The 18,481-nt window shown below is 64.1% G+C and carries 21 protein-coding genes; 8 read left to right on the top strand and 13 right to left on the bottom strand.

Translation table 11 applies throughout. The features are described from left to right. Nucleotides 1-48 precede the first annotated feature (48 nt). Complete coding sequence (locus ACVIN2_RS36255; protein WP_456769279.1) at nt 49-1,122, bottom strand: tlde1 domain-containing protein; 1,074 nt, start codon at nt 1,120-1,122, stop codon at nt 49-51. 653 nt (nt 1,123-1,775) lie between these two features. Between ACVIN2_RS36255 and ACVIN2_RS36250 the strand changes: the two genes are divergently transcribed. Both ACVIN2_RS36250 and ACVIN2_RS36245 read left to right on the top strand, forming a co-directional pair. Continuing rightward, nucleotides 1,776-2,300, top strand: a complete 525-nt coding sequence (locus ACVIN2_RS36250; protein WP_456769278.1) for a FecR domain-containing protein — start codon at nt 1,776-1,778, stop codon at nt 2,298-2,300. Between the two features lie 76 nt (nt 2,301-2,376). Continuing rightward, the gene (locus tag ACVIN2_RS36245; protein ID WP_456769277.1) at nt 2,377-4,266 is read left to right on the top strand and encodes a CHASE2 domain-containing protein; all 1,890 of its coding nucleotides are present in this window, start codon (nt 2,377-2,379) and stop codon (nt 4,264-4,266) included. A 26-nt stretch (nt 4,267-4,292) separates the two neighbouring features. Here ACVIN2_RS36245 and ACVIN2_RS36240 read toward each other — a convergent pair whose 3' ends face one another. From ACVIN2_RS36240 to ACVIN2_RS36225, 4 genes are all read right to left on the bottom strand, one after another. Next, complete coding sequence (locus ACVIN2_RS36240) at nt 4,293-5,795, bottom strand: glycosyltransferase family 39 protein (protein WP_456769276.1); 1,503 nt, start codon at nt 5,793-5,795, stop codon at nt 4,293-4,295. Nucleotides 5,796-5,801: 6 nt separating this feature from the next. Further along, entirely contained in the window at nt 5,802-6,935 is a 1,134-nt protein-coding gene (locus tag ACVIN2_RS36235; protein WP_456769275.1) for a glycosyltransferase family 2 protein, read from the bottom strand. Nucleotides 6,936-7,224: 289 nt separating this feature from the next. Further along, nucleotides 7,225-7,428, bottom strand: coding sequence for a hypothetical protein (locus ACVIN2_RS36230; protein WP_027518781.1), 204 nt, complete (start codon nt 7,426-7,428; stop codon nt 7,225-7,227). An 88-nt stretch (nt 7,429-7,516) separates the two neighbouring features. After that, nucleotides 7,517-7,897 (bottom strand): hypothetical protein, encoded by a 381-nt coding sequence (locus ACVIN2_RS36225; RefSeq protein WP_456769274.1) that lies wholly within the window; start codon nt 7,895-7,897, stop codon nt 7,517-7,519. A 116-nt stretch (nt 7,898-8,013) separates the two neighbouring features. Between ACVIN2_RS36225 and ACVIN2_RS36220 the strand changes: the two genes are divergently transcribed. Further along, nucleotides 8,014-8,835, top strand: a complete 822-nt coding sequence (locus tag ACVIN2_RS36220) for a DUF72 domain-containing protein (RefSeq protein WP_456769273.1) — start codon at nt 8,014-8,016, stop codon at nt 8,833-8,835. 22 nt (nt 8,836-8,857) lie between these two features. Further along, entirely contained in the window at nt 8,858-9,319 is a 462-nt protein-coding gene (locus ACVIN2_RS36215) for a DUF488 domain-containing protein (RefSeq protein WP_247362341.1), read from the top strand. Nucleotides 9,320-9,352: 33 nt separating this feature from the next. On the opposite strand, the gene ACVIN2_RS36210 is transcribed toward ACVIN2_RS36215, so the two are convergent. From ACVIN2_RS36210 to ACVIN2_RS36185, 6 genes are all read right to left on the bottom strand, one after another. Continuing rightward, nucleotides 9,353-10,267 (bottom strand): PhzF family phenazine biosynthesis protein, encoded by a 915-nt coding sequence (locus ACVIN2_RS36210; RefSeq protein ID WP_456769272.1) that lies wholly within the window; start codon nt 10,265-10,267, stop codon nt 9,353-9,355. A gap of 250 nt (nt 10,268-10,517) precedes the next feature. Then, a complete protein-coding gene (locus ACVIN2_RS36205; protein WP_456769271.1) occupies nt 10,518-11,825 on the bottom strand; it encodes an adenylate/guanylate cyclase domain-containing protein in 1,308 nt (435 codons plus the stop codon). A gap of 30 nt (nt 11,826-11,855) precedes the next feature. Next, nucleotides 11,856-13,019, bottom strand: a complete 1,164-nt coding sequence (locus tag ACVIN2_RS36200) for an ABC transporter permease (protein WP_456769270.1) — start codon at nt 13,017-13,019, stop codon at nt 11,856-11,858. After that, the gene (locus ACVIN2_RS36195) at nt 13,016-13,948 is read right to left on the bottom strand and encodes an ABC transporter ATP-binding protein (RefSeq protein WP_456769269.1); all 933 of its coding nucleotides are present in this window, start codon (nt 13,946-13,948) and stop codon (nt 13,016-13,018) included. The genes ACVIN2_RS36200 and ACVIN2_RS36195 overlap by 4 nt, the downstream gene beginning before the upstream one ends. Further along, nucleotides 13,945-14,733: an HlyD family secretion protein gene (locus ACVIN2_RS36190; RefSeq protein WP_456769268.1), complete on the bottom strand. Its 789-nt coding sequence runs from the start codon at nt 14,731-14,733 to the stop codon at nt 13,945-13,947. Before ACVIN2_RS36190 ends, ACVIN2_RS36195 begins: the two co-directional genes overlap by 4 nt. After that, nucleotides 14,730-15,425: a TetR/AcrR family transcriptional regulator gene (locus ACVIN2_RS36185; RefSeq protein ID WP_456769267.1), complete on the bottom strand. Its 696-nt coding sequence runs from the start codon at nt 15,423-15,425 to the stop codon at nt 14,730-14,732. The genes ACVIN2_RS36190 and ACVIN2_RS36185 overlap by 4 nt, the downstream gene beginning before the upstream one ends. A 109-nt stretch (nt 15,426-15,534) precedes the next feature. Here ACVIN2_RS36185 and ACVIN2_RS36180 point away from each other — a divergent pair, with 109 nt between their 5' ends. The 3 genes from ACVIN2_RS36180 to ACVIN2_RS36170 are packed head-to-tail and all read left to right on the top strand — an operon-like array spanning nt 15,535 to nt 16,756. Next, nucleotides 15,535-15,870 carry an ArsR/SmtB family transcription factor gene (locus ACVIN2_RS36180; protein ID WP_007611986.1) on the top strand — a complete coding sequence of 112 codons (336 nt, stop codon included), beginning with the start codon at nt 15,535-15,537 and terminating at the stop codon, nt 15,868-15,870. Beyond that, the gene (locus tag ACVIN2_RS36175; RefSeq protein WP_247437540.1) at nt 15,867-16,331 is read left to right on the top strand and encodes an SRPBCC family protein; all 465 of its coding nucleotides are present in this window, start codon (nt 15,867-15,869) and stop codon (nt 16,329-16,331) included. The genes ACVIN2_RS36180 and ACVIN2_RS36175 overlap by 4 nt, the downstream gene beginning before the upstream one ends. An 11-nt stretch (nt 16,332-16,342) precedes the next feature. Beyond that, the gene (locus ACVIN2_RS36170) at nt 16,343-16,756 is read left to right on the top strand and encodes a GFA family protein (protein ID WP_456769266.1); all 414 of its coding nucleotides are present in this window, start codon (nt 16,343-16,345) and stop codon (nt 16,754-16,756) included. Nucleotides 16,757-16,799: 43 nt separating this feature from the next. On the opposite strand, the gene ACVIN2_RS36165 is transcribed toward ACVIN2_RS36170, so the two are convergent. Both ACVIN2_RS36165 and ACVIN2_RS36160 read right to left on the bottom strand, forming a co-directional pair. Next, a complete protein-coding gene (locus ACVIN2_RS36165; protein WP_456769265.1) occupies nt 16,800-17,210 on the bottom strand; it encodes a DUF2000 family protein in 411 nt (136 codons plus the stop codon). 63 nt (nt 17,211-17,273) lie between these two features. Further along, nucleotides 17,274-17,663 (bottom strand): DUF4189 domain-containing protein, encoded by a 390-nt coding sequence (locus ACVIN2_RS36160; RefSeq protein ID WP_007611990.1) that lies wholly within the window; start codon nt 17,661-17,663, stop codon nt 17,274-17,276. 183 nt (nt 17,664-17,846) lie between these two features. Here ACVIN2_RS36160 and ACVIN2_RS36155 point away from each other — a divergent pair, with 183 nt between their 5' ends. Continuing rightward, nucleotides 17,847-18,338: an avidin/streptavidin family protein gene (locus ACVIN2_RS36155; protein WP_456769264.1), complete on the top strand. Its 492-nt coding sequence runs from the start codon at nt 17,847-17,849 to the stop codon at nt 18,336-18,338. The last annotated feature ends 143 nt before the right edge of the window (nt 18,339-18,481 follow it).

Genomic DNA, 18,481 nt, shown 5'->3' with positions numbered 1-18,481 from the left:
AAGGGCCGCTGCAAGCGGCCCTTTTGCGTGATCTCGAATTGGCTGAGCCTAGTCCACCCGCGCCAGCACCGCGAGCTTGCGGATGCCTTTGTTGCGGTAGGCGTCGAGGAACGCGTAATAATCCTTGAACGACACGCAGCCGTTGGAATCGCCATTCGGCCCGAGCATGAAGGTGTGCGCGAGCAGGCCGTCGCGGCCGTAGATCGCGCTCTCGCCGCCGATCGGGGTCAGGCGCAGCGCCGGCACGCCGTGGAACAGCGCTTCGCGCGGCTTCAGGTCGTAGATGTGCGGCGGCGTCACGCCACGCATGCGGATGCGCGAGGAACGGGGATCGTCGAGATTGGAGCCGAGGCCGGAATGTGCCTCAAGCTTGGTGCCGTCAGGCAGATACACCGTCTTCGCGCTGATGTCGTAAACCGCGGTGGAGCGGTCGTAGGGCGCCGAACCACCGAGCATGGGATTCTGCTCCCTCGGCGCGATGGATGCGGTCACGCTGGCGTCGGCCGAGGCATAGGCGAGCAGCCCGCCGGACGGCTCGCGCTTGCCCCAGAGCTTTTCCACCATCGACTGACGCGGTCCGGTGATCGACATCACCGCAGCCTTGGCGCGATCGGCAATCGATTTCGGCTTCGCCTCAGGCGCCGGCACGATCTCGGCCGGATCTGCCGAGGCAAGCTGCACCGGCGCGTCAGCGCCGCGCTTGGACTTCGCAGCGTCAGCGATCTTGGCGGGACCTGGCTTCAGGACTTCCGCGACCCTCGCGATCACGCTCGGCTTCGGCGCGTCCTTGGCTTCGGCGACCTTGGTTGCGGGCGCGGCGCTGGCCGCATTCGATGTCACGCCCTGGGTCGCAGCCGCGGCAAAGCGATCGTTGAACATCTCGCGCGAGATCGGCGCTGCCACCTGCAACCGGTCGGGCAAGAGCGCAAAGGCTTCCTTGACGGCCTCACCGGCCTCGCGCAACGCGACCTTGGGCGCCCGCTTGATCACGGGCTCGTCGTAGCCGCTGCTGCCGACGGTCGGATAGACGCTGGCGGCAAAGATGTTGCTGTAGATGGTCCAGCCGGCGCCAAGCACGACGCAGCCGATCACGGCGGCGCCAAGCACGTTTTGCGTGGTCATTTTCCGGGAAGGCTTCCGATAAGAAGTGCTCGAGAATCCTTTGGACTTTCGTGCCGCGATGCTTTGCGCAGCGATACTCGTACTCATTCGCCTTGCGTCCAGAACGGTGTCACTCAGTCCCCCTTCGAAGCGCCGCTGGTCACGATCCGGGAACAGCATCTCGCAGAGGGTCGGAGCGTCATTAAGGCCACTTTTAGTTAAATGCGGATTAAGTTCGGGCGGATGTGGGGCAACCCGTTCGGGTGTCCCATTTCGAGAAAAAAACCCGCAGAATTACGGACTTAAGCGCGTCTGTTAACCATGATTCTCGGCGGGATTTGGCGTTGCCGGCGACCGTCTCCGGCCGCATCTCTAAGGCCATCCAACCAAGTCGTTTTCGTGGTCTTCAATACCCGGAAGATAGCGGGGAAACGTTGCGCGAGGCTGGTGCGCACAGCCCCCTCTCGTCCGCAGCCGCAGCGCGGTTATCAGCAGCCACATCACACACCGCGCGCGAGCCGGTGCCCTGACCGAAAGTTGATCGCACCGCACTGGAAATGGCCGCAGCGACAAAATAGCTACGGCAACCGGCACTTTTCAGCAGCCTCTGCGTGTGATACGGTACCGTATCAAGATCGCCTTGAACTGTGCCGAGCACGCAAACGGAGGCTGGCATGAGAGAGTTCGTGCGCGCAGGGTTTTTCGCTCTGGCGGGGTCGTTTCTGTTGATCGGGTCTGCGAGTGCACAGCCTGCCGCCAATGCGGGCTGCACGGCATCGCCATCCGCTGCCGGCACGCAGACCTGGCGTTGCGACAACGGCATCACCATCGTTGCGGAAAACGGCGCCAGATTTGAACTTAAGGACGCTAACCGCGACGGACATATAGACTCCGTGGAGTTGAGCAGCAAAGCGCTGCTGGTCGAGGTGCCCAAGAAACCCGGCGGCAATCCCTTCAAGGTGCTGACGCCGCAGGCGATCGCCGCGGTGCGCGGCACGAAATGGGCAGTTGATGTCGCAGAGGCCAAGACCTCCGTCTTCGTCGCCGACGGCCGTGTCGGCGTGAACCGCAGGAGCGGCGGGCGCGGCGTGGTATTAGCCCGCGGCCAAGGCGTCGACGTGGAAGCGACAGGCCCGTTGACGGTGAAGACATGGGGTCAGCCGCGCGTCGACGCCTTGATGACAAGACTAGGTCAATAGACTAGGCCGATAAGTTCGGGTCACCGGGGCTCGGCCAACAGTATTTGGACGATAGAGAGAATTGCAAAACGACCACATGAGTAGCCGACGCATTCAGATCCTGGTGGCACTCGTCCTCACCGCGCTGTGGGGCGCGGGCATCTATGCCGGCCACGCCAACGGTCATCTGCGTTTTCTCGATCGCCTCGAGGCGACGCTGACGGATTGGCGGACGCAGGTGCGCGGCGTGCGGGTTCCGCCCGATCTCGTCACCATCGTCGCCATCGACGACACCGTCGTGAAGCGCGGCGGCAGCTATCCGCTGCCACGGGCCGATCTCGCGCGCGTCGTCGACACCATCGTGCAGTTCAAGCCGAAGGTCGTCGCGATCGACCTGCTGCTGGTCGACCGCAGCGCTGCGATCGGCGACGCCACGCTGGCAAATACGCTGGCGACCGGTCCCATGGTCCTTGCCGCCGCGGCGATCTTCCCGTCCGCCAGCGAGACCGTGGAGACCAACGGCCAAGGCCCCCTCGCCGCCCTGCCGCAGGCCGAGCGCTTCCTGCTGCCCTTGCCGGCGTTCGCCGATCATGCCGAGGTCGGCGTCGTCAACGTTGCGACCGGCCAGTCTGGCTCGCCGCTCTCGGTGCCGATGCTGTTCCGGACCAGCGACAAGGTCGAGCTGTCCTTCCCGTTGCGGGTCGCGACGCGCGCGCTCGACAAGTCGCTGACGATCGCGCCGGACCATCTGATGCTCGGCGACCGCGCGGTGCCGACCGATACCGACTTCGCGCTACCGATCACTTATTACGGCCCGCGCCGGACCATCCGCACCATCAGCGCACAGAGCATCTTCGACGGCACGCTCAATCGCGCGGCGATCGAGAACCGGATCGTCGTGATCGGCGCCTCGGTCGCCGGCGGCGGTGATTTCTACCCAACGCCATTCGATTCTCTGATGCCCGGCGTCGAAGTGGTCTCCACCGCGATCACCCATCTCGTCGCCGGCGACAGCATCGTGCGCGACCGCAAGGTCCACATCGCCGACGCGCTCATCGCGATCCTGTTGCCGATGCTGCTGGTGGGTCTGCTCGCCTGGCGGCGCAGCGCGCTTGGCATCGTCGCCGCGGCCGCGGTAATGATCGCCTGGGCCGGCTTCAATCTGTTCGCGTTCACGCATGGCGTCTGGCTGAACGCCGCGACCACGCTCGCTGCGGCAGTGCCGCCTGTTGCGGTCTTTGCCGGCGTGCAATTGTGGGCGGGAGGCCGCCGCACGCAATATTTCGCGGCCAAGAGCCGGTCGCTCGCGCAATTCCAGGCGCCGGCCGTGCAGGAGTGGCTGGCGCGCGACCCGAATTTCCTGTCGACACCCGTCCGGCAGGACGCGGCCGTGGTCTTCATCGATCTCTCCGGCTTCACGGCGCTGAGCGAGCGGATCGATCCGGGCGAACTCCAGGACATTCTGAAGGCGTTTCACGCGCTGATCGAGAAGACCGCGGTCGATTGCGGCGGCATGATCAGCGGCTTTCTCGGCGACGGCGCCATGATCCTGTTCGGCCTGCCCGGCGCGATGCCCGACGACGCCGCACGCGCGCTGAAATGCGCGATCGACCTGCACCGTGGCGTCGAACGCTGGATCGCATCGTTGCCGCCTGCGATGCGGGATCAGCTCGGCTTCAAGATCGGCGCGCATTTCGGCCCGATCGTCGCCTCCCGCCTCGGCGAAAATCATCAGCACATCACGGCGACGGGCGACACCGTCAACGTCGCGAGCCGGTTGATGGAGGTCGCTGTCCAAAACGGCGCGCGGCTCGCGCTCAGCGATACGCTGCTGGATGCGGCCGACTTCCAGGGCGCTCCCGACGGCGTATTGTCGGGCCCCCTGCTCACGCAGGTCCGCGGCCGCTCCGGCGTCGTGACCGTCTGGTTCTGGCGCGACCAGGACAGGCCGAACCAGGCCGCGACCAAGGCCGAGATGATCAACTGAACCTTCGCCGTCGTCCCGAGGAAGAACTACCGCGCTTCCGGCGGTGGCGAGCGGTCCAGCACGTCGCCCTTGGCGGCTTCGAGCAGATCGATGCTGTAAGTCTCGATCACGAGCGGGCCGCGCTTGCGCTGCAATTGCGCAACCTGCGTCACCTTGGCAAAGAAGTCGTGGACGGCGGGATGGCCGTCAGAGCGCAGCTCGTCGACATAGATCAGCTTACCCGCAAGCAGCTTTGGATCCGGCTCGGGCATGTTGGCCCAGCGGATGCGCTGGTTCTGCTGCGCCACGCAGCTGCCGCGCGGCAGATAGAAGGCGAGCCAGCCCGTCGTGCCGTAGTCCGGGGCAAGTACGCAGGTCGCACCATTGTGGGCGCGCACCGCTTCGATTTCGGCAGCGAGCTCGCGCCAGCCGACGCCGACGCTGCGCACGGTCGCATCGCGGCGATAGCCGGACAGCCAGCCGGTATTGGCCTGCACGATCAGCGCGGCAAACATCACGATGCCGGTGGGTGCGGCCCAGCGCAGGCAGAAATCCACCAGGCGGCGCTGGCGCGGCTTCCACTGCACGAGATTGGCGGCGGCCGCCGCCGCGACGACGAAAGGCGGGTAGACCGGCGCGAACCAGTTGGCCTCGACGCGGGCATGCAGCGAATGCCAGACGAAATAGGCGACGATGGTCCAGAACATCGTCTCGATCAGCACGCGCGAGGCCAGCGCGCCGGCCCGACGCCAGGTCAGCGCGTGCAGCCCCATCGCGCCGAGGATGAACACCAGCGGGGTTGCGAACGCGATTTGGGTCGGGATCAGCTCGGCAATGAACACCGGACGAAAATCCTCGATCCTGGCGCGCCCGAGCTGCTTTGCGAACGAGACCCATTGATGATCGGCATTCCAAAGGATCACCGGCGAGAACAGCGCGAGCGCAACGAAACCGCCGAGATACGGCCAGGGCGAGAGAAACCAGTGCCGCAGTTTCGGCACGGCCGCGATCCAGATCAGGATCGCCAGCCCAAAGAACATCGCGGTGTATTTCGACAGGAGCGCCGCGCCGACGGCTGCGCCGACCGCGAGCCACCAGACGCCGCGGCCGCTCTCCAGCACCTTGGCGAGAAAGAACAGCACGAAGCTCGAGGCAACCAGAAGCGGCGCATCGGGCGTGACGATCAGCGTGCCGACCGAGGCCAGCAGCGTCACGTTGAGCAGGATGGCGCTGGTCGCCGCCACCCGCGCGCCGCCGAACAGGATGGAGGCGGAGCGATAGATCGCGTAACTCATCGGCAGCGCGAGCAGGATCGAGACCAGGCGGACGCCGAGTTCGGTGTCGCCGGCGATCAGAGTGCCGGCGCGGATGACGTAGGCAACCATCGGCGGGTGGTCGTAGTACCCCCCGGCGAGGTTCTGCGACCACATCCAGTAATAGGCTTCGTCGAAGGTGATCGGCGTGAAGGCGGCTGCGACGAGCCGCAAGCCGACCAGCGCAAGGATCACCAGCGCCGTATTGCGGACGATCCGCGCGTCAGCCCCGCCCATCGTGAGCTATTTCTTGCGCCAGACGAACAGTCCGGACATCGCGTAGTTCCACACCACGCCCATCAGCGCCCCGGCCGCACCCGCAAGCCACCAGATCGGCTCCTGGTCGTAGACCGAGAAGGCGACGCCGACATTGGCGAGCAGGCCGACGCTGCACACGATGTAGAACGCGATCAGGCCGCGCAGTAGCGCAAAGCCCTTCAGCCGCTGGTCGCGATAGGTGAGGAAGTTGTTGAGGACGAAATTGCTGGTCATCGCGACGATGGCGCCGGAGGCCTGCGCTTCCGCGAACGGCTCCTTGAACAGCTCGAGCGATATGAACAGGGTGGTAAGATGCACCACGAGGCCGATCCCGCCGACCATCGCGAACAGCAGGAAGCGCAACGAGACGGCATCGTTGGTGAACTTCGCCAGCACCAGGCCGAGAAAATCCAACGCGACCATGGAATCGAGCTTGCTTTCGCCGTGCTGGCGCTCACCGAACGTGTAGGGAATTTCGATGGCGCGCAAGCTGCCGTTGGCGCTTGCGACGAGGTCGAGCAGGATCTTGAAGCCGTGCACGGAAAGTTTCGGCGCCAGCTGCTCGAAGCGGTCGCGGCGAACCATGAAGAAGCCGCTCATGGGGTCGGCGATCTCGACCCGCAGCGCTTTCCTGGCGAGTTCCGTTGCCAGCGCGCTGGCGCCGGCGCGCTGCTTGTTGAAGCCTTCGCTCTTGTAGCCCTCGATGTAGCGGCTGCCGACCACGAGCTCGGCCTGCCCGCTCGCGAGCAGCGACAGCATCTTCGGCAGTTGCGTCTCGTCGTGCTGAAGATCGGCGTCGATCACGGCCGCATAGGGCGCGCTGGAGGCCAGGATGCCCTCGATGCAGGCCCCCGACAGGCCGCGGCGGCCGATGCGGCGGACACAGCGCACGCGGCTGTCGCGCTGGGCCAGTGCGCGCACGACGTCCCAGGTGCCATCAGGCGAATTGTCGTCGACGAACACGACTTCCCAGGCGATGCCGGCGAGCGCTGCCTCCAGCCGCCGGTACAGCACCGTGACATTGTCGCGCTCGTTGAAGGTCGGGACGACGACCGACAATTCCGGCGCCGGCGAAGCCGCCTGTTGGATCTCGGAGCCCGGTCTGATCGCTTCATTCATGACGGCAGCGTATATCCGCCGCGTCCTGTGCTGCCAAGAACTTGTGCTGCCAAGAACTTGTCCTGCCAAGAACTTGCGCTCGCAAGCCGGGGTTTCTCTGGGGAGCGGCCCAAAAGGGGCCCAAAAATGCCAACGACCCCGGAACGGCGGGCCGCGCGTACATCCGGCGCAGCCTGTGCTATTCCAAGGTCGTTCCAGCGCCGGAGTTTTTCGCTCAACGTCGCCGTTATAAGCTAAATGGGAACGGCAACGCCGCTTTACAAGGGGCGAAAGAGGCCTTTTCACGCCCTTATTGGTTCGGGACTTCCTTGATCACCGGCCCTCGCGGCACGGGCGCTGCAGGGGCCGCCGGCGCCGTAACGGCGGCCGGGTCGACTTTCGCGGGCCTGGGCGGCTTGCCGTATTGGCCGATCGGCCCGAAGACGACGGCCACCGCAAGCACGATCGCCGCGACGATCGCGCCCAAAATGCCCCCCACCGACTCAGACGACATGGAAACCCATCCTTGTTCCAGATGCGCTCAATAATACCACGGATGAGCGCGCTGCCGGAAGGGCTTGCCGGAGGCACCGGTCCATGGGCTATTTCTGCGGCGGCTTGTGCTTGACGAAGGCCGTCACGATGTCCTTTTGCGCCGCCTCCACCGCCCTGTTCGCGGTCGCGAGATGGGCGCCGGCATCAATGTCGGGATATTGCGTAGTGAGATAATCGAGCAGTGCCACCCGGTAGTATTGTCGCTCCGACGGACAGGCTCCGGCGACGGAGCGGCCAAAATCCTGTTCCGACAGGCCCTGATTGCCGTCGCGCGAATATTCCCGCGCCAGGCAATGCCAATAATCGTCGCGGCCCTGCATAGCGAGCTTCTGCGCACCCTTGGCGTCGTCATCGTCGGCCATGACTTGAGATATCATGGCAGCAGATGTCATCATGACGAGCGCCGCTCCCACCATCAGCATCCGCATCTTGTTCTCCTTTTTTCGCAGATCCTGTCGCGAGCTTAGACGGGACGTCGCAACTGGCCAATCACAAGTGGTTTGATTAGGATGAAGGCCCTCCTCCCGTCATCCGAGATCCTCCCGTGGCCAAAGCAAAAACCGCGTCTAAAAAATCCGGCAACATCTTCATCGGCATCGGCGGCTGGACTTTCGAGCCCTGGCGCGGCGTGTTCTATCCGGAGAAGCTCACGCAAGCCAAGGAGCTGTCCTACGCCGCCTCGAAACTGACCTCGATCGAGATCAACGGCACCTATTACGGCTCGCAGAAACCGGAGAGCTTTCGCAAATGGGCGAGCGAGGTGCCTGATGGTTTCGTGTTCTCGGTCAAGGGGCCGCGCTTCGCCACCAACCGGCGCGTGCTGGCCGAGGCTGGGGATTCGATCAAACGTTTCTATGATTCCGGCGTGCTGGAACTCGGCGATCATCTTGGGCCGGTGCTGTGGCAGTTCGCGCCGACCAAAAAATTCGACGGCGCCGATTTCGGCGAATTCCTCGAGCTGTTGCCGCGCAAGATCGAGGGACGCGCGCTGCGCCATGTCGTCGAGGTCCGTCACGACAGTTTCTGCACGCCGGACTTCGTCGCGCTGATCCGCGAATTCGAGACGCCCGTCGTGTTCGCCGAGCACGGCAAATATCCCGCGATCGCCGACGTCGCCGGCGATTTCGTCTATGCTCGGCTGCAGAAAGGCAATGACGAGATCAAGACCTGCTATCCGCCGAAGCAGCTCGATGCCTGGGCCAAGCGCTTTCAGGACTGGGCCGAGGGAAGCGAACCCGACGACCTGCCGAAGGTCGACAAGGCCAAGCCGAAGAAGGAGCCGCGCGACGTGTTCGCCTATGTCATTCACGAGGGCAAGGTGCGCGCGCCGGCCGGCGCCATGGAACTGATCGCGCGGGTGAGCTGACGTATTTCACTAAAGGTGTCTCATGGCAAAGGCCAAAAAGCTCTTCACCATCGGCTATGAGCAGACGCCGCCCAAGGCAGTGCTCGACGAGTTGGAGCAATCCGGCGTCAAGCTCGTCGTCGACGTGCGCGCGGTGACGTCATCGCGCCGGCCCGGCTTTTCCAAGAGGCAGCTCGCCGCAGGCCTCGATGAACGCGGCATCGCCTATGTCCACCTCGCCGCGCTCGGAACGCCCAAGGAAGGCCGCCTCGCCGCCCGCAGCGGGCAATACGATGTGCTGGAGAAGGTTTTCTCAAAGCACCTGAAGACGCCGGAGGCCAGGGAGCAGATGGACGAGCTCTCGGCGCTGGTGAAGAAAGCAGGTCCCGTCTGTCTGCTTTGCTACGAGCGCGATCACACCCACTGCCACCGCCAGATGATCGCTGAGATCATCGAGGAGCGCGATGGGGTGGCAGTGAAGAATCTGGCGGGAAGGCAGGCCTGAACGACTCTCTCCGTCCTAGCCGGGAATAGAGAGCTACCCTTCTCCCGCCAGCTTAAACGTCCCTTCCATCATCTGCACGCATTGCCCGCCGACATGGGCCGAGACGATCTTGCCGTCCTGCTTGCGCACGCGCGTCTGCAGGATACTGGGCCGGCCCATGTCAAAACCCTGGCCGACCGTGAGCTTCAACTCGCCCTCGCGGATAGGATCGAGATCGGCGAACAGCGCGGCGGCCGCGACCGTTGCGCTGCCGGTGGCGGGGTCCTCGGTGAGGCCGCTGGCGCCGCGCATGAACATCCGCGCCTGCCGCTCGCACGGCGCCTCCGCCGCGGGCACGTCGCGGGTATAGAACCATACAGAGCGGGCGCCATCGCGCGGCAACATCTTGCCATAGGCCGCAGCATCCGGCCGGGCCCGCTTCAGCGCCTCGCGCGAATGCAGCTCCATCACCAGAAACGCGTTTCCGACGGTGACGACATGCGGTGCGTGGTTGTCGGTCTTGACATCATCCGCGCCGAGCGAGATGCAACTCGCGGCTTCAGCAGGTGACAGCGGCGCATACCGTGCGAGCGGCTGCGGCGCGGTCAGCTCGGTTCTGACCACCCGGCCCTGCTCCCGCACGATCTCCACCGGCACGAGCCCGGCCTTCTCCTCGAACAGCAGGCGCGGTTTCGGCTCCTTCGTCAACGACGCCAGCACGAAGGCTGTGCCGACATTGGGATGACCGGCAAAGGCGATCTCCAGCACCGGCGTGAAGATGCGCACCTCGGCATCATTCGCCTTGTCACGCGGCGGCAGCACGAAGGTCGTCTCGGAATAGTTGAACTCGGTCGCGATCGACTGCATTTGCGTGGTCGACAACCCGCCGGCATCGAGCACCACGGCGAGCTGGTTGCCGCCGAAGGCGCGGTCGGTGAACACGTCGACGGTGATGTAGCGGCGCTGCATCTTCATTCCCTTACGCAATCGCAGCCGCAATCGGCCGCGTCGCCGGCACTCTACAAGCCGGCGATATCGTCCGTCATGCCCCAAAATTGAGTGCAATCGGAGCAATCGCGGTGACGCGTCGGAAGTCGAGAAGCGGCTTCCACAATGCAAGGCCCGAAAGCGAGCGGAGATATTTCATCACGCGCCTTCAACGAAACGCGACCCGCTTCAACGAAGCGCGACTCACATTTGAAGACGCAGGAGGCGGCCCTTACCCCAATTGAAACACCGCCACCTTCTGCTCATAGCCGCGCACCTCGACCTCGCCGAGCGCGACGGCATCGCTGCCGTCCTCGCCCAGCACCTCGCGGACGGCCGCGGAGATCAGGAGCTGCGAGCCGAACTCCTTGTTCAGCGCTTCGAGGCGGGAGGCAAAGTTCACGGTGTCGCCGATGACGGTGTATTCCTTGCGCCGAGGCGAGCCGATATTGCCGGCGACGACCTCGCCGAAATGGATGCCGATGCCGATTCTGAGCGGCCAGCTCGTCTGCGCGTTGATGCGCTCCATCGCGGTCAGCATCTCGCGGCCCGCGGCGACCGCACGGTGCGCGGCGTCGGAAGTCTCCAGCGGCGCACCGAACAGGGCGAGAAAGCCGTCGCCCAAAAACTTGTTCACGATGCCACCCTCGCGGTCGAGAATGTCGACCAGAACGGCGAAGGCGCCGTCGAGCCGGTCGACCACCTCCTGCGGAGTTCGCGACTGCGCGCCCGCGGTGAAGCCGCGAAAATCGACGAACATCACGGCAACGCGACGGAGGTCGCCGGCGGCGCTCGTCCCCGCCGCCATCAGCCGCTCCACCACCTGCGGCGAAACGTGCTGACCGAACAGGTTGGTCACCCGGTCGCGCGCGGTCGCTGCGGCAATGCTCGCGGCGAACTGGCGGCGGAGCTGCGCACCGACCGCGCCTGCAAGCACGCCGCAGATCAGGATGATGGTGCTTCGCACCGCGTGGAAATAGATCTGCGGCTCGCCGCTCCCGCTGGCGGGATCGAAGATCAGCGCCACAATGAGCAACTCACCCGCAGCGACGAAGCCGGTGAAGGTGGACAGCCAGAAGTCCAGCCGCAGGGTCGAAAGGATAACGAAAATGAAATAGATCAGCGGCACGACGAAGCCGAGCGCCTGGCTCGCGCCCATGCTGCGGATCTGCAGGATCAGGATGACGGTCGGCAGCGACGTCTCGATCAGCGCGCCGATATAGCGCCGGATCACCGGCAGATCGCGGTCGAGCTTGAGGTTTCGCCTGATCTGGCTGTGAACCCAGACTTCGAACAGGATGAAGCCGGTCAGGAGACCATAGACCTCGGCAAGCCCCTCCGTGCCGCGCCAGACCCGCTGCACCACGGAGGAATCGACCAGATAGATCGCGGTGAGGAACACGACGATGACGCAGCCCGTCGTGATCAGCGCCCTCACCCGCACGAGCTCGGTGCGCAGCACTTCGCGCGTCAGCTCGCGCTCGAAGTCTTCGGACACCACGGCATGCTGCCGGGCCTTCCTGCTCGCAAAACTGACCATTCCGCCCCCTTGATTCCGGGGCATCTTGCCTCAATCCAGCGTGCGGCGGAAGCGCGTCACGGCGATGGTCATGGCGAGCAGCATCAAGACCGCCAGCGCCAACGCGTCGAAACGCAAATTTTGCATGCTCGCGCCCTTCAGCATGATGGCGCGGACGATGCGCAGATAATGCGTCAATGGCAGGCACTCGCCGACATATTGCGCCCAGGCCGGCATCCCGGCAAACGGGAACATGAAGCCGGACAGCAAGATGCTCGGCAGGAAGAACATCATCGACATCTGCATCGCCTGGAGCTGGTTCTGCACCAGCGTCGAGATCGTATACCCGATCGCCAGATTGGTCGTGATGAACAGCGTCGAGAGCAGCGCCAGCAGGAACAGATTACCGAGCACCGGCACGCCGAACAGGCCGACCTCGATGCCGATGATGAGGAACGCCTGCACGAACCCGACCAGCACGTAAGGGATGATCTTGCCGAACATCACCTCGACCGGCCTGATCGGCATCGACAGCAGGCTCTCCATCGTGCCGCGCTCGACCTCGCGCGTGACCGAGAGCGCGGTGAAGATCAGCATGGTCATGGTGAGGATGGTGCCGACGAGGCCCGGCACGATGTTGAGGCTCGATGCGGCGGCGGGGTTGTAGCGGGCGTGCGCGCGGATCTCGAACGGCATCTCCGGAGGATCTCCGATGTAGAGATCGTGCTTGAGCGCGGTCTGCACGACCATGCCGAGCGAGCCGATCGCCGCGCTCGCCGCCACTGGATCGGTGGCGTCGGCCGCGACCAGCAGCGCCGGTCTATCGCCGCGCCGCACTGCCCGCTCGAAGCCGCGCGGGATCTCGACGCCGAACAGAACCTTGCCTGACTTCAGGAGATTGTCGAAATCGTCGACGTCGTGCACTTCGTAGATGAAACGAAAATAGGCGGTGTTCTCCAGCGCCTTCAGGATCGAGCGGGCGAGATCGGAGTCCTCCTGGAGCAGCACCGCGCTCGGCAGATTGTGCGGCGTGGTGTTGATGGCATAGCCGAACAGGAGCAGCTGCATCACCGGCAGCATTACGATCATCGCAAACGACACCCGGTCGCGCCTGAGCTGAATGAACTCCTTGATCAGCATCGCATAGGAGCGCCTCCAGAAGCCGAAGCGCTCCCGGATCGCGTGCTGGGGCTCGGGACGATCGACGGCCGTCATTGGAAATTATCCTTGGAACGGCCCATCAATTCGATGAACACGTCTTCCAGTGACGGCGATGATTGATGCCAGTGCAGCCCGCTTTTCTCGCGCCACGGCGCGATGCTGGCTTCGAGCGCGGCGACGTCGCGGCCGGAGACGTGCAGCGACGTGCCGAACGGCGCCACCATGTCAATTCCCGGCTTGCCGGTGAGCGCAGCGGTGAGTTCGTTCAGGTCCTCGCCCGTCACGGTGTAGGTCGTCAACGCGGATTTCGCGATCACCTCGTCGACGGTGCCGTGCACGAGCAGATGGCCATAGGCGATGTAGGCGATCTCGTGGCAGCGCTCGGCCTCGTCCATGTAGTGTGTCGAGACCAGCACGGTGAGACCGTCTGCCGCCAGTGCATGAATCTCGTTCCAGAAATCGCGCCGCGCCTTCGGGTCGACGCCGGCGGTCGGCTCGTCCAGCAGCAGCAGTTTAGGACTGGGCAATGTGCAGGCGCCCAACGCCAGCCGCTGCTTCCAGCCGCCGGAGAGTTCGCCGGCGAGCTGTTCCTCGCGCCCCGAGAGCCCGATCCGCTTGATCATGTCGCGCGCGGCGCCGCGCGCATCGGCAAGACCATAAAGCCGCGCGACGAATTCGAGATTCTCGCGCACCGACAGGTCCTGATAAAGGCTGAAGCGCTGAGTCATGTAACCGACCTGGCGCTTGATCTTTTCCGCGTCCTTCAGGATGTCGTAGCCGAGGCAGGTGCCCTCACCGCTGTCGGGCGTGAGCAGGCCGCAGAGGATGCGGATGGTCGTCGTCTTGCCCGAGCCGTTCGGGCCGAGGAAGCCGTAGATCGAGCCGCGCTTCACCTGCATCGACAGATCGTGCACGACCTCGCGGCCGCCGAACGACTTGGTCAGGCCCTTGACGTCGATCGCAATGCCATTGCCGCCGTTCATCGCTTGTCCGCCACGGGAGTTTTTGGATTGAGATGGACGTCGATGGGTTGTCCGACACGCAGCGCATCGGGGCGCGACGGCCGCGCCTGGATCAGGTAGACGAGCTTGTTGCGCTCCTCGAGGCTGTAGATGACAGGCGGGGTGTATTCGGCAGAAGTCGCGATGAAGTAGATCTTTGCCGTGAGATCGGCGGCGCAATTGTCGCACGCGATCCGCACCGTGTCGCCGATCGCGAGCTTCGGCAGCTCGGTCTCCGGCACGAAGAAGCGCAGCTTCATATTGCCAGGCGGCATGATCGAGAGCACCGGCCGCTGCGCTGCCACCATCTCGCCCTCGCGAAAATAGATCTGCTGGATGGTACCAGCCACGGGCGCAAAGCCCTTGCGCCGCGACAAGCGCGTCTCCGACGTCGCCACCCGGGCCTCCGCGACGCGCAAGGCGGAGACGGCCGAGTCGAGATTGGCCTGCGTGCCCGAGCCGGTCTTGCTCAGCGAGGCCGCGCGGTCATAGGTCTGCTGCGCGTTGGCAAGCGTCGCCTTGTTCTGGTTGAGATCGGCAAGCTGGAGATCGTCGTCGACGGAATAGAGGTGATCGCCGACCTTGACCTCGTCGCCCTCGCGGATGTTCAGCTTGGTCACGCGGCCCGCCTCGTCCGGGCTGACGAAGATCATGTCAGCCTCAACCCAGCCCTGGAAGCCGGGCTCGCGCTTCTCCTTGCAGCCGGCAAGACCGGTCGCGAGGACCGCGATCAATGTGAATACAGAAATTGCTTGCGACGACCTCATGTCGTCCTCCGTTCGCCAAAAATCAAATCGAGATGAACGCGCAGCATGTCCTGGGCGTCGAGCGGCGCGTGCCGCGCAAACAGGCTCTGCCAGATCACCGCGATCATCGCGGGTGCGACCAGGATCTGCGGGTAATGCGCCAGGTTCTTCTGGCGGATTTCGCCGCGGGCAATGCCGAGCTCGATCAGGGCGCGCATGGCGGCCAACCCGCGCGAGACGACCTCGCGGTAGTAGAAATCGGCCACGGACGGAAAGCGCGGTCCCTCGGCCACGATCAGGCGCACGAGATCGCCGCGTCTGGTGCCGATCACCTCCTTGAGGAAGTTGCTGGCAAACGTCTCGACGAGATCACGCACCGAGCCCGCCGGCGGCGGCAATGCCGTCAACCGCGCCACAACAGGCACGATCACGGTCCGCACCAGCTCCTCGAACATCGATTCCTTGTCCTTGAAGTGCAGGTAGATGGTGCCCTTGGCGACACCCGCGCGCTTCGCGATGTCGTCGAGCCGCGTGGCGGCAAAGCCCCGCGCGATGAATTCCTCCATCGCGGCATCCACGATCGCCGCGCGCCGCTCCGCCGCGCGGGTGGCGCGGCTCGGCGCGGGCGCCGCGTCGTTGCCAGCGCTTGCAGAGGCCTTTGCGTTGGCGCGATCTGTGGACGGAGCGGCGGGTTTGGTCGGCTTCCTGGTCATTTTGACGATATGACTGACCGGTCAGTCACTGTCAAGACAGGACTACAGACCCAATCAGACCAATAAATTAGCCTTGACTAATTCATTAGTATATACTAATCTAATCCCCATGATCGAAGCCGCCCCAAATCCCGTCACCACCGTGATGCGCGCTCTCGCCGATCCCACCCGGCGCGCGGTGTTCGAGCGCGTCTTCGAGAGCAAAGAGATCAGCGTCGCCGAGCTCACGCGCGGAAGCGGCGTGACGCAAGGCGCGATCTCGCAACACTTGAAGTCCCTCAAGCAGGCCGGCCTCGTCGCCGAGCGTGCCGAGGGCCGCAACGTCTATTACCGTGCCGCGCCGCAAGGCCTCGAACCGTTGGTCTCCTGGATGGACCATTACGGCGTGTTCTGGCGCGAGCGCTTCCAGAACCTGCGTGACCTCTTGAAGGAGATCGATCCGTGAGTGCTCTTGAATTGAAAGCCGAGACAAAAGACATCGTCCTCGACGAGGTGCTCCCTCACGCGCCGGAGACGATCTGGAAGGCGCTGACCAGTGCCCAGCTCATCGCGCGCTGGCTGATGCCGCCGACCGGTTTCGAGGCGGTCGAAGGCAACACTTTCACCTACCAGACCACGCCGGGCGGCGCCTGGGATGGCGTCATCCATTGTCGCGTCCTTGAAGTCATGCCGAACCGGCGCCTCGTCTACGCTTGGAAGGGCGGCGATGAGCGCAACACCGGCTACGGCGCGCCGCTCGACACTGTCGTGACGTGGTCCCTCACCCCGGTCGAGGCCGGCACGCGGATCCGTCTGGTTCATGCGGGCTTCGTCATACCCAGGAACGAGTCGGCCTACACGGGCATGAGCGGCGGCTGGAAGAAGGTCGTCCGCCAGCTCGACGAGATCAGCGGCGAAGACAAGTAAGGAGTTATCGCATGACCAAGCCCTTTACCGGCGGCTGCGCCTGCGGCGCGATCCGCTATTCGATCGCCAGCGAGCCCCTATTCAGCAATCACTGCCAATGCGGGGACTGCCAGCGCGAAAGCGGCAGCGGCCACGGCTCGTACATGACCTTCGCGCGCGCCGGCGTCACGCTTACCGGCGAGGCGAAGCATTGGGACATGGTCGGCGACAGCGGCAACGTGAAAACACGCGGTTTCTGCGCCCAGTGCGGCTTGCCTGTTTATCTGACCTTCGCGGCCATGCCCGACATCTTCACCATCCGCGCCGCAAGCCTCGACGAACCCGCCCGCTACGCGCCGCAAGTGGTGACTTACGCCGCGCGCGGACATGCCTGGGATCGTCTTGACCCGGACTTGCCGAAATTCGCTGGCATGCCGCCGGGGTAAGGCATCGCAAGTGGAAGCGCGCGCAAGACCGCGCGCGTTCACGTCAACTATGAAACTTCAGCCCATCAACGATCTTGTCGATCACCTTGCGCTCGGCGCGCACGGCAAGACCGACGAGGTTGAGATCGGGCCGCGCAACCGCCCTCACCGCTTCGCGATTGGCGGCATCATGCGTGGTCTTGAACATGTCCTCGGTATAGACCGCCGGCTTGACGCTGCGCGTCAGGGCTCGATCGAGCGCGCGCGTCAATGCGGGACCGTCGGCGCCATAGATCAGGATCGGTTGGCCGATCAGCGCGTGATATCTCGTGCCTGACGCATCCTCATAGGGCTCGCCGATGCAGTCGGGAAACGCAGCCGCGATGCCGCTGGTCAGGAACGAGGCAACGTTGAGCTTCTGCCAGGGCTGAAGATCAGAGCGGATCACAACGGCGATTTTAGTGTCGAATTGCATTGAATTCCCCAACTGTCATTCCGGACTCGATGCTACGCACCATCGGAATGACCGCAAGAGGAATCAACCCTTAGCGTCGCAGGCCCATGCGCGGATCACGCATTCCTTGCCGCCGTATTTGTAGCATTCGCGCGTCGCGGCATTGAGCGTGGCCGAGATCTTCGGCTTGACGGCATAGCCATAGGCGCCGCAGGGATTGGACAGATCGACCGACATCGCGGCGCAGGCGCGCTTCATCGTCACGGTCGTGCAATCGCCCTTGCACTGCTTCTGCGCCGCCGCACGCGCTTCGTGCTCGGCTCCATAATCAAAGGCCTGGCCATAGGCGCCGCACTTGCCGACCGCAAATGCGCCGGCGGCGTGAGCATCCGTGATATGGCGAGCGCCCGCGACGCAGACGGACAGCGCAAAGAAAAACATCGCGCAACGGCGCGCGACGACGTTCGAAGCCATGGAAAAACCCCTCCCCCCAAGGCAGGTGAAGGCGACTCTAAGCGTCGGTCGTTTCCACTTGGTGAACGCGTGATTGAAAAGCCGCATCGGAATCGCGGCATGAACATACACTTTATAGTTGTGTTTTTCAATCGCGTCATTTAAGGTCGTGAAGCTCCAAGCAGAGAGCCGGAGGAAGCGACCATGCGCCACATCAATGCAATGCTGTTCGGAATGCTCGCGTCGGCCTGTCTCATCGGGCTTTCGCCCGCGCAGGCGCAGGCGGTGAACTGGACCTGGACCAACCAGTATGGCTCGACCCTGGCCATCACCAACTTCAACACGACGACAGGTGCCATCACGGGGACCTATACCAACAACGCGGCGAACAGCTGCGACGAGGGCAAGCCGCAAGGCGTGACGGGTTGGCTGGCCTACGGCAACACAGGTACCGCAATCAGCTTCTCGGTGAATTTCCTCGGCTGTGGATCGACCACCGTGTGGACCGGACAATTGAACAATTCAACGGGATTCCAGGGATTGTGGTATCTGTCCCTCGGGGAAACCGTCGCGTGGAACGGCATCAGCGCGGGCGCCGACACGTTTACGTTCAACAGCGGCGACAAGACCCTGTTGACGAAGAGCGGTGTCGAGCTGAAGGCCGGGGTCGAGAAGCTATCGAACACCAAGAAGTAGGCGAGCCGCGGACATCGGCTTCTCGAGTGGCCAAGGCGACTTGTCCGCCGTAGCTCGAAGAGCGTAGGCGGGAGCGTGCCCACCAAACGCAGATCACCTCGTAGCAAGATGGTGGGCACAGCGCCGTGCGCCTTTGCCCACCC

It is taken from the genome of Bradyrhizobium sp. USDA 3650 (assembly GCF_054057395.1).
Note: the sequence above shows the minus strand (reverse complement) of the source record. Positions and strands in the feature narration are given on the sequence as shown.

Bases quoted from the DNA above. Each gene is read 5' to 3' on its own strand.
- ACVIN2_RS36185 (WP_456769267.1), bottom strand. From the start codon at position 15,425: ATGACCAGGAAGCCGACCAAACCCGCCGCTCCGTCCACAGATCGCGCC.
- ACVIN2_RS36210 (WP_456769272.1), bottom strand. From the start codon at position 10,267: ATGCAGCGCCGCTACATCACCGTCGACGTGTTCACCGACCGCGCCTTC.
- ACVIN2_RS36155 (WP_456769264.1), top strand. From the start codon at position 17,847: ATGCGCCACATCAATGCAATGCTGTTCGGAATGCTCGCGTCGGCCTGT.
- ACVIN2_RS36205 (WP_456769271.1), bottom strand. From the start codon at position 11,825: ATGGTCAGTTTTGCGAGCAGGAAGGCCCGGCAGCATGCCGTGGTGTCC.
- ACVIN2_RS36255 (WP_456769279.1), bottom strand. From the start codon at position 1,122: ATGACCACGCAAAACGTGCTTGGCGCCGCCGTGATCGGCTGCGTCGTG.
- ACVIN2_RS36240 (WP_456769276.1), bottom strand. From the start codon at position 5,795: ATGGGCGGGGCTGACGCGCGGATCGTCCGCAATACGGCGCTGGTGATC.
- ACVIN2_RS36245 (WP_456769277.1), top strand. From the start codon at position 2,377: ATGAGTAGCCGACGCATTCAGATCCTGGTGGCACTCGTCCTCACCGCG.
- ACVIN2_RS36225 (WP_456769274.1), bottom strand. From the start codon at position 7,897: ATGCGGATGCTGATGGTGGGAGCGGCGCTCGTCATGATGACATCTGCT.
- ACVIN2_RS36180 (WP_007611986.1), top strand. From the start codon at position 15,535: ATGATCGAAGCCGCCCCAAATCCCGTCACCACCGTGATGCGCGCTCTC.
- ACVIN2_RS36160 (WP_007611990.1), bottom strand. From the start codon at position 17,663: ATGGCTTCGAACGTCGTCGCGCGCCGTTGCGCGATGTTTTTCTTTGCG.
- ACVIN2_RS36165 (WP_456769265.1), bottom strand. From the start codon at position 17,210: ATGCAATTCGACACTAAAATCGCCGTTGTGATCCGCTCTGATCTTCAG.
- ACVIN2_RS36195 (WP_456769269.1), bottom strand. From the start codon at position 13,948: ATGAACGGCGGCAATGGCATTGCGATCGACGTCAAGGGCCTGACCAAG.
- ACVIN2_RS36250 (WP_456769278.1), top strand. From the start codon at position 1,776: ATGAGAGAGTTCGTGCGCGCAGGGTTTTTCGCTCTGGCGGGGTCGTTT.
- ACVIN2_RS36200 (WP_456769270.1), bottom strand. From the start codon at position 13,019: ATGACGGCCGTCGATCGTCCCGAGCCCCAGCACGCGATCCGGGAGCGC.
- ACVIN2_RS36190 (WP_456769268.1), bottom strand. From the start codon at position 14,733: ATGAGGTCGTCGCAAGCAATTTCTGTATTCACATTGATCGCGGTCCTC.
- ACVIN2_RS36235 (WP_456769275.1), bottom strand. From the start codon at position 6,935: ATGAATGAAGCGATCAGACCGGGCTCCGAGATCCAACAGGCGGCTTCG.
- ACVIN2_RS36170 (WP_456769266.1), top strand. From the start codon at position 16,343: ATGACCAAGCCCTTTACCGGCGGCTGCGCCTGCGGCGCGATCCGCTAT.
- ACVIN2_RS36230 (WP_027518781.1), bottom strand. From the start codon at position 7,428: ATGTCGTCTGAGTCGGTGGGGGGCATTTTGGGCGCGATCGTCGCGGCG.
- ACVIN2_RS36215 (WP_247362341.1), top strand. From the start codon at position 8,858: ATGGCAAAGGCCAAAAAGCTCTTCACCATCGGCTATGAGCAGACGCCG.